Origin of the sequence: Nonomuraea diastatica, from assembly GCF_004349015.1 — a bacterium.
Classification (GTDB): domain Bacteria; phylum Actinomycetota; class Actinomycetes; order Streptosporangiales; family Streptosporangiaceae; genus Nonomuraea; species Nonomuraea diastatica.
The window spans coordinates 44,763-53,123 of sequence record NZ_SMKP01000058.1 but is presented as its reverse complement, the minus strand read 5'-3'; the positions used below and the strand labels follow the sequence as shown (position 1 = coordinate 53,123).

Sequence of the window (8,361 nt, the reverse complement as noted above, 5' to 3'; positions counted from 1 at the left end):
TCCCTCGCCCTCCATCCCACCTGCTCGTCCACCCGCCTGGGCCTGGACGCGGCCATCGCCGGAATCGCCCAGGCCATCGCCGACCACGTGGTCGTTCCGGAGGACTGGCAGTGCTGTGCCTTCGCCGGTGACCGCGGCCTGCTCCACCCCGAGCTGACCGCCTCCGCCACCCGCGCCGAAGCCATATCCGTCAAGACCGGGGACTTCGCCGCGCACGCCTCGCTCAACCGCACCTGCGAACTCGGCCTCACCCGCGCCACCGCCCGGATGTACCACCACCTCCTCGAACTGCTCGACCAGGCCACCGCCTGAGAAACGAGCCCTGGGCACGGCCAGCCTGGGGTGACACGTGAGGACAAGCCCGGCGATCCTAGAGGAGTACGAGCAGGCCGACGCGGCGGGCAGAGGAGCGCCGTCGCGTCGCCAGCGCCTGTTGACCTCCCTCTCGATGGCGTGGAGCCCGCAAGGGCCCCCTTCGACGTCAAGTGGAGAGGACGGCCGCCGCTTCCCCGTAGATGACAGTCGGGTCCTCCGGCAACCACGCCTTCACCTGGCGGCTCCAGTCGTCGGCGAGCACCTCGGGCCGGTGCCCCTCGATGCCGTCCAGGGCTGCCGCGACGATCACTTCGGGGGCGCTCTTTTCGCCGTTGTACCAGGCCATCATGTCGGTGTCCGCGGCGCCCAGGTGCAAGCCCGTCACCAGGGTGCGCTGGCCGGCCAGCTCCAGTCGGACGTTGTTGGTGAGCGCCCACTCCGCGGCCTTGGCCGCGTGGTAGGCGCCCGCACCGTCGACGGCGAGCCACGAGAGCGCGGACAGCACGTTGAGGATCGCGCCGTCGGCCAACTGGGGCGCGAAGGCGCGGATCACGTTGAGGGTGCCGTAGAAGTGTGTGTCCATCTCGCGGCGGATCATGTCCAGGTCCCCGGTGACCAGGTTCGCCCCGGTCGAGATCCCCGCGTTGTTGATGACGATCTTGACATCAGGTACCGCTGCCACCGCGCTGGCGATCGATGCCGAATCGGTGACGTCGAGTCGCAGCGGGACGACCCCTGGCACGTCGATGAGGTCCGGGCGGCGGGCGGTCGCGTACACCTTGCCGGCGCCGCGGTCGAGAAGGGAAAGGGCGAACTGCCGGCCCAGGCCGCGGTTGGCGCCGGTGACCAGCACGTGTGCTCCGTTGATCTGCATGCCGGATAGGCTAAAACCTGACATTGACGTCAGAGGCAAGTCTTGTGACGGAGGTCACGGTGCGCATCGGAGAGTCGGCGGCGCAGTCAGGCGTCAGCGCAAGGTCGGCACCCCGGAGTCGCGGGCCCGGCTGACCGCCGGGCGTGATCGCATCGATGCCCAGATCGCCGCGTTGACCCGTACCCGCGACCGCCTCGACGCGGTCATCCTGATCTTCGGAAGTCCGGCCGGCGGCTGTAAGTGGATCGCCGGCCAGGACATCGCCCCGCAGGCGAACCACTCCGCGACGCCGTGATCGCGCTCGCCGTCGGCCTCCAGGATCGCGCCGGTCATGGAGCGCGCCTCGGGCTTGAGGAACTGGTGCGCCCAGAACGCGACGTCCATGAACGGGATGGTGGGGGCCCGCGTTCGAGCCGACCGCTGGCCACCTTCTCCTGCCTTCCGGTGCTGCCGAGGTCGGCGAGTGGTGTAGCGCCGGGCCCATCGACGCCGATGACGATCTGCCCGGCTCCGGCCAGGGCTCGAACCTGCCTCAACAGCGCGTCGCCGGCGACGGCAGGCGCGGCGGCCGCCATCGCCACGTGGCGTTGCCGTCGGCGGCGATGCCTTTGCGCCACAACGGTGCGGGCATCAGCCGGATCATGGTCGTCATCGCCCGGTAGGCGGCGCTGGAGGTGGTGCGCCGGCCATCGGCGCGGGCGCCCTTGGCGGTGGCCTGGGTGCGCGGGCGGCGGTCAGCGTCGTAGCGGCGCAGCGCGGCCTCGACCGCAGGTTCACCGGCGAGGGCCGCGGCGAGCACGACGGCGTCCTCCAGCGACTGCCCGGCGCCTTGGCCGCGGTCGGGGCTCATCGCGTGCGCGGCGTCGCCGAGCAGCGCCACCCGGCCGCGCACGTACGTGGGCAGCGGGTCCAGGTCGCGGATGTCGATGTGGATGACCGCCTGCTCAGGAGTGGCCTCGATCAGCGAAGGGATCGGCTGGTGCCAGGTGCCGATGCGGCGGGCCACCTCGGCCTTCTCGCGTTCGTAGCGGATGCCGGGTGCCTCGACGGTGGTGACGTAGGCCCAGTACGCCCGGCCGCGCCCGACGGGGTGGATGAGGAAGTAACCGCCCGGGCCGAGGGTGATGCTGCCGGGCAGGCCGGCCAGCTCGGCGATGCCGAGCCAGGCGGTGCGGCCGAGGAAGCGCGGTGACGGCGCGTCCGGCCACAGCTGCTGCCGTACGGTGCTGCGGATGCCGTCGGCGGCGATGACCAGGTTCGCGCGCAGCTCGCCGCCGGCGAATCCGACAGTCACACCGTCGGCGTCCTGCCGCACCGCCGTGACTTCCGCGTCCGTGCGGATCCAGCCGGCGGGCACCGCCTCCAGCAGCACCCGGTGCAGGTCGGCGCGGTGGAAGGCAAGCAGCGCGGTCGGATCATCGGTCCGCGCTTGTTGCAGGTAGCGGCCGTCCGGCGTGCGCATGTTGGCGGAGGCGTGCGTGGGCACCCCGGCGGCGCGGGCCTGCTCTTCGATGCCGAGCGCGGCCAGCGCCCGCAGGGCGTTCGGGGCTTGGGACATGCCGGCGCCGATCTCGCCCAGCTCGGCCGCCCGCTCCAGCACGGTGGCCTGCCAGCCGATCCGGTGAAGGGCAAGGGCTGCGGCCAGCCCGCCGATCCCGCCGCCGACCACGATCGCGTGCCCGCTCATGATGTCTCCTCTTCGTCGGGGTTCTCGGGGTGGCCGGGTCCACCGACGCCCTCGCCCTGCAGGGGCGGCGCGTTGTCGAAGATCTTGGCCATCCACTCGAAGGCGGCGTGCGCCTGCCGGACCCGCGCGACCCGTTCCTCGTCCTGGCCGGCCAGGTCCACGCCGTCGCGGGTGATGTCCAGGAACGAGGTGACGGAGGCGATCTGCCGTTGCACGACGACCGCCCAGGCGTTCTCGGCCATCCGGTAGTAGAGGGTGCGATCGCCCGGCCGGGTCCGCCAGGTGAGAAAGCCCATGCTCGTCAGCAGCCGCAGGTTCGAGGTGAGTGAGGCGCGGCTGGCGCCGATGGCCGTGCTGATCTGCCCGGCGGACTGCTCGGGCGAGTCGCAGATCATCAGCCAGCCCAGCACCCGCCCGGCGATCGGCGGCACCCCGTCGCGCGCCAGATACATGGCGACCCGTTCCACCCACTCCAGCAACGGTTCCTGTTCGGCCACTTGAACTCGCCTCCTCTTGCAGTTGTTTCAGTATAAGCTAAAATTCATGTATTGATCAAGGCTACGCCTGCCGTGGGCGTGCTGGTGGTGAGCCGGGAAGTCTGGTCGGCCCGCGACGTACGCCGTCGCGGAGAAGCAGGTAGACGCCCCGATGACCACCCGCACTCTCAAGGCGCTGCTCGGCAGCGGCGTCGCCGCCGGTGTGCTGATGCCTGCGCTGCTGTGGGCCGATGGCGCCACCCGGCCCGGCTACAGCCTGTGGCACCACGGCGCCAGCCAGCTTGGCACCGGCGAGCGCGCCTGGCTGCAGACGGCGAACCTCGTGGCCGGCGGGCTGCTCCTGCTGGCCTTCGCGGCCGGCCTGCTCGAACACCTCTCCCTGCTATCCGGCTTCTGCTGGATCATCGCCGTGGGCATCCATCTGCTGCGCGGACACGTTCCGGAGCACTCGAGCACGGCAGCGGGGGGCCAAGACTCAGGGTCCGCCGCTCCTCAGGCGAGATAGCGTGACCGCGGGCCTCTCCAGGCCCGCGGCCGCGGGGGCGCGGCCAGACTCCGCCCGTCCCGTCATGTGCGGCGCTCCGATCGGAGCGCAGTCGTCGTGGAACTACCGGGGCGTGTCGGCATGCTGGGCGGCGTATCGCTGGCGCCAGCTGTCGATGAGGGGAATCAGCTGCTTGGTCATGTAGGCGTAGAAGTCCTTCATCTCGTGCAGGCGCCGGCCGGTGACGCTGTCCTGGCCCGCCGCGTCAAGGCCCTCCTGGGCGGCCGCGCCCATGGTGGCCAGCATCGCGTTCTGCTGGGACATCAGGCTCGCCCAAGCCCCCTGGCGGAAGCGGTAATGGTCGCGGCGGCTTCCGGGGGCCGGGACCCGCTCGATCAGGCCGATCGGGATCAGCTGCTTGACCGCGGTCGACACCGCCCCCGAACTGATGGACAACTCCGCGCAAAGGTCTGCGGCGGTCATCGCGTCCTGCCTGGTGTAGAGCAGGGCGGTCATCACCCGGGCGGTCGTCTTCTGCATGCCACCCTGCGCCAGGGTCAGCGCCAGCTTCTCGGCGGCCTCGCGCAGCCGCTGGTCGGTGTCCATACGACAAGCCTATCAAGAACTTCGAGTTCTCAGAGAATTTACAAATCTCTGAAAGCTCTATACGGTCCGAGGTGTGGAGAGCGCCTCCCCGACGCCAAGGAGACCCAGCAATGAAGCCCACGAATGTGGTGGCCGGTGCGCACGGCATGACCGACCAGGCCTGGAAGAAGCACGCCAACCCGTGGAGCGTGTGGACCCGGTTCGCCGCCATCCCCGCCTTCGAACTGGCCGTCTGGAGCCGCGAGTGGATCGGCTGGTGGTCACTGGCCGGCGTGGCCCTCGTCGCCGTGTGGCTGTGGCTGAACGTGCACCTGTTCAGCCCGGTGGAGCCGACCAGCTGGGCCGCGCGCGGCATCTACGGCGAGCAACTCCACGTCGACGGCAGGACTCCGGCGGCCCACCGGCTGGTCCTGCGGCTGCTCATCGTGGCCGGCCTGCTCGGCTTCGCTTTCATCGCCTGGGGGCTGATCGCCCTGGAGATCTGGCCGCTCCTGCTCGGCACCACGCTGACCGTGCTCGCCCAGTTGTGGCGGATCGACCGCTACGGCCTGCTCTACGAACAACACCAGAGCGACACCCGGTGACCCCGGTGTAGCCGGCGCACGGCAACGCCGGCCGCACCGACACCTTCCTATGGAGAGTCCGGCACCTCGCACCGGCGCCGCCGGTGGACCCTGAGCGCGGATGCGGCGGCCGTGCCGATCGCGGATCGCCTGTCGTCGTAGCCGAGGCCGTCGCCCTGCCCGCCCGCCGGGCCTGGACGGCGTACGACAGGGTCATGTTCGGTGGCGCCGAGCGGGCGGGAGTGTCCTCGGGCGGCGGCTGGTTGAAGCGGTGGATGAAGATCTGGATGAGGTTCATGCCGGCGGCGAAACCACATGCAACAGTTTTCCCCTCGGTTCCCTCTCGGAGAAGACCTACGGAGGGCAAGGTTGTCGGAAAGTGAGATCCCGGTTTCGCGGAGTCCGTCGCCGAGATCACCGGCTACCCCGCCCCTAGGACCAGCGACTGACCTGCCTCGACGCTCCTCCAAGATCGCCATTGTGGGTTTCGGGTTTACCTCGGCTACACCCCGTGCTGAGGGCCGATCTTGTCCAACTCGGCGAGTTCCTCGCCGGAGAGCGAGAGTCCCGCGCCGGCGACGTTCTCGCGCAGGTGCGCCACCGACGAGGTGCCGGGAATGAGCAGGATGTTCGGCGACCGCCGCAGCAGCCAGGCCAGCGCGACCGACATCGGCGTCGCATCCAGCCGGGTGGCCACGGCAGAAAGCGCCGTGGACTGCAGCGGCGTGAAGCCGCCGAGCGGGAAGAAGGGCACGTAGGCGATGCCCTGGTCGGCGAGATCGTCGATCAGCTCGTCGTCCTGACGGTAGGCGAGGTTGTACATGTTCTGCACGCACACGATCGGCGCGATCGCCTGCGCCTGTGCGACCTGTTCCGCCGTCGCGTTACTCACTCCGAGGTGCCGGATCAGGCCCTGCCGCTGGAGCTCGGCGAGGGTCTCGAAGGGCTCGGCGAGCGAACCGGCCTGGGGACCCTGAGCGTCGCCGAACCGGAGATTGACCACGTCGAGCGAATCGAGGCCGAGGTCCTCGAGGTTCTCGTGGACGGCGCGGCGCAGGTCCTCGGGCTGCCGGGCAGGGGGCCAGCCGCCCTGCCGATCGCGGACCGCGCCGACCTTGGTCACGATGTGCAACGATTCGGAATAGGGGTGCAGCGCTTCACGGATCAGCTGGTTGGTGACGCGTGGTCCGTACGCACCGGCGGTGTCGATATGGGTGATCCCGAGGCCGGCGGCCTCGCGCAGGACGGCGAGCGCGCCGTCGTGGTCGGCGGGCGGGCCCATGACCCCGGGGCCGGCGAGTTGCATGGCACCGTAGCCGAAACGGGTGACGATCAGATCACCCAGGGCCCAGGTGCCGCCGGGCAGTGACGCGGAGCGTGTGTTCATGCCGTCGATGTTCGCTCGCGGACAAGCGGTGCCGCCAACACCGATACGGTGCACTGTCATACTCTGCAGGTATCACTGAGTTATGGTGTGGCCATGGACACCTTGGAGACCCGCGAGCTGAGGTACTTCATGGCCGTCGCCGAGGAACTGCACTTCGGCCGCGCCGCCGAGCGCCTCGGCATGGCCCAGCCACCGCTGTCCCGGGCGATCCAGCAGCTCGAACGGCGCCTCGGTGTCTCGCTGCTGAAACGTAACCGCCGCGGCGTATCCCTGACCGGCGCCGGAGAGGTACTGCTGCACGAGGGCCGCGCAGCCCTCGACGCGATCACCGCCGCCGCTCGCCGCACCCGTCGCGCCGGTGGCGCCGACGGTCCGGGAGGCCCCCGCAACCGCCTGGTGCTGGCGGTGAAGGCCGGCGCGTCTCACGAGCTGCTGCACAAGCTCCTCGACGCCTACGCGGCCGAGCCCGACGCGGCCGAGATCGAGGTGCTGCCGAGCGGCACGTGTGAGCAGGAAGGCATGCTCCGTGACGGCCGCGCTGATGTGGCGCTCATGCACGCGCCGTTCAACTCCCTGGCTGGGTTCGACAGCGAGGAACTGATGACCGAGGGGCAGATCGCCATTCTGCCCGCCGGGCACCCCCTCGCCGCGCACGAGACTTTGTCACTGGCCGATGTCAGCGACATCCCCGAGCTTCCGCTCGCCCGCTGGTCCCGCCACGGCACGTACCCACCCGGCCCGGGTCCCGAGATTCACGACCAGACGCAGCTGGCCCAGCTGATCGCCCTCGGACGTACCGTGGCCGTCTTCCCCGACTCCGCCCGCGCATGGCTATGGGCCGAGCACACCGCCGTCCCCCTGACCGACGCACCCTCCGTCGTCACCCACATCGCCTGGCCCGCGCACAGCCGCTTGCCCGCCCTCGCCGGGCTGATTCGCACAGCCACGCGGCTATGACCCTCTTGTGCCTTCCATCGCGTCTAAAGGGAAGCCCACGGAGCGGGAGACGTTCTCGTGGGCGCGCGACCATGTGCGACCTCGCGGAGCGGATGAGCTGCGAGCCCTCCAATGCGACCTTCGTCGTCGACAAGCTGGACAAGCGCGGTCTGGTGGAGCGCCGCGCCCATCCCCGGGACCGCCGCGCCAAGCAGCTCGTGCTCACGCCGCAGGGCGAGGAACTGCGAGCGCAGCTCCTCGATCTCCTCACCCAGGAGTCCCCCCTCGCGGGCCTGTCGCAAAAGGAGCAGGACACCCTTCGCGACCTGCTCCTCCGCGCTGCCCCAGCACGCGAGCAATGACCTGCGTCCGACCGGGAGCGACCGCGCCCGCTGGCTCTGGGCGACATAACCCAAAGGAAATCGTCAGCCACGGCAACAACCCAGGACCCGGCGGCGGCTCTCCCCCACCACAGAGGTCGACACCCTCAGAGATCATGAATCCGCTGCTGTCCCCAGGCCGTCGGCAGGGTGATCGAAGGCGGTGATGATGGCCAGGTGGAATCGGCCGCCCGTCTGGGCCGGACGGTCGCGGGCCGTGGAAGCGGGTTCTGGCTGGTCTATCGCCTGTTGGCGAGGGTGTGGGCGACCAGTGCATTGGCGTGACCGTGCCCGAGGCCGTGCTCGGACTTGAGCCAGCTGACGAGTTCCATGTGCTTGGTCAGGGGCGAGGAGTTGATGAGGTCGATCCATTCCTCGACGGGACGCCCGTACTTCTTCTCAATCGCGGGAAAGTAGCTGGCGGGGTTGCCTTTTGTCGGCGCGGTCATGTCAGGGGTCCGTTCTGCTGGTGGCTAGGGGTTGGGCGAAGGCCGTGTGGATGATCTCGCGCGGGCGGCGACACCGTCCAGCGAGATGAACAGCCCGGCGGCGACCTTTCGCGCAGTCATAGCGATCACTCCTCGGAAAACACCAGGTAGACCGGCCAAGTGGCCGAACCAGAACCAAGCTTG

Annotated in this window: 11 protein-coding genes and 1 pseudogene; 5 read left to right on the top strand and 7 right to left on the bottom strand. The window is 69.8% G+C overall.

Annotated elements, in window-relative coordinates; all coding sequences use genetic code 11:
* Positions 1 to 312: pseudogene (locus tag E1294_RS21315) on the top strand (FAD-binding oxidoreductase); the annotation flags it as partial.
* 169 nt (positions 313 to 481) lie between these two features.
* On the opposite strand, the gene E1294_RS21310 reads toward E1294_RS21315, so the two are convergent.
* The 4 genes from E1294_RS21310 to E1294_RS21295 all read right to left on the bottom strand — a co-directional run bounded on the left by E1294_RS21310 (position 482) and on the right by E1294_RS21295 (position 3,373).
* Positions 482 to 1,189 (bottom strand): SDR family oxidoreductase, encoded by a 708-nt coding sequence (locus E1294_RS21310; protein ID WP_132510714.1) that lies wholly within the window; start codon positions 1,187 to 1,189, stop codon positions 482 to 484.
* A 93-nt stretch (positions 1,190 to 1,282) separates the two neighbouring features.
* Positions 1,283 to 1,573, bottom strand: a complete 291-nt coding sequence (locus E1294_RS52835) for a hypothetical protein (RefSeq protein WP_165977401.1) — start codon at positions 1,571 to 1,573, stop codon at positions 1,283 to 1,285.
* Between the two features lie 148 nt (positions 1,574 to 1,721).
* Entirely contained in the window at positions 1,722 to 2,876 is a 1,155-nt protein-coding gene (locus E1294_RS21300; protein WP_132510712.1) for an FAD-dependent monooxygenase, read from the bottom strand.
* Entirely contained in the window at positions 2,873 to 3,373 is a 501-nt protein-coding gene (locus tag E1294_RS21295) for a GbsR/MarR family transcriptional regulator (RefSeq protein WP_132510710.1), read from the bottom strand. Before E1294_RS21295 ends, E1294_RS21300 begins: the two co-directional genes overlap by 4 nt.
* Before the next feature lie 151 nt (positions 3,374 to 3,524).
* On the opposite strand from E1294_RS21295, the gene E1294_RS21290 reads away from it, so the two are divergent.
* Complete coding sequence (locus E1294_RS21290) at positions 3,525 to 3,878, top strand: DUF998 domain-containing protein (RefSeq protein ID WP_132510708.1); 354 nt, start codon at positions 3,525 to 3,527, stop codon at positions 3,876 to 3,878.
* Positions 3,879 to 3,980: 102 nt separating this feature from the next.
* Here E1294_RS21290 and E1294_RS21285 read toward each other — a convergent pair whose 3' ends face one another.
* Entirely contained in the window at positions 3,981 to 4,463 is a 483-nt protein-coding gene (locus E1294_RS21285; protein ID WP_132510706.1) for a GbsR/MarR family transcriptional regulator, read from the bottom strand.
* Positions 4,464 to 4,573: 110 nt separating this feature from the next.
* Between E1294_RS21285 and E1294_RS21280 the strand changes: the two genes are divergently transcribed.
* Positions 4,574 to 5,047 carry a DUF6653 family protein gene (locus E1294_RS21280; protein ID WP_132510704.1) on the top strand — a complete coding sequence of 158 codons (474 nt, stop codon included), beginning with the start codon at positions 4,574 to 4,576 and terminating at the stop codon, positions 5,045 to 5,047.
* A gap of 481 nt (positions 5,048 to 5,528) precedes the next feature.
* Here the strand turns inward: E1294_RS21280 and E1294_RS21275 are convergent, their stop codons facing one another.
* Positions 5,529 to 6,413 carry an aldo/keto reductase family oxidoreductase gene (locus E1294_RS21275; protein ID WP_132510702.1) on the bottom strand — a complete coding sequence of 295 codons (885 nt, stop codon included), beginning with the start codon at positions 6,411 to 6,413 and terminating at the stop codon, positions 5,529 to 5,531.
* Between the two features lie 93 nt (positions 6,414 to 6,506).
* Between E1294_RS21275 and E1294_RS21270 the strand changes: the two genes are divergently transcribed.
* Both E1294_RS21270 and E1294_RS21265 read left to right on the top strand, forming a co-directional pair.
* On the top strand, positions 6,507 to 7,370 hold the full coding sequence (locus tag E1294_RS21270) for a LysR family transcriptional regulator (RefSeq protein WP_132510700.1): 864 nt from the start codon (positions 6,507 to 6,509) through the stop codon (positions 7,368 to 7,370).
* Entirely contained in the window at positions 7,367 to 7,711 is a 345-nt protein-coding gene (locus E1294_RS21265; protein ID WP_132510698.1) for a MarR family winged helix-turn-helix transcriptional regulator, read from the top strand. Before E1294_RS21270 ends, E1294_RS21265 begins: the two co-directional genes overlap by 4 nt.
* Positions 7,712 to 7,968: 257 nt before the next feature.
* On the opposite strand, the gene E1294_RS21260 is transcribed toward E1294_RS21265, so the two are convergent.
* On the bottom strand, positions 7,969 to 8,178 hold the full coding sequence (locus E1294_RS21260) for a DUF4287 domain-containing protein (RefSeq protein ID WP_132510696.1): 210 nt from the start codon (positions 8,176 to 8,178) through the stop codon (positions 7,969 to 7,971).
* Positions 8,179 to 8,361: the final 183 nt, after the last annotated feature.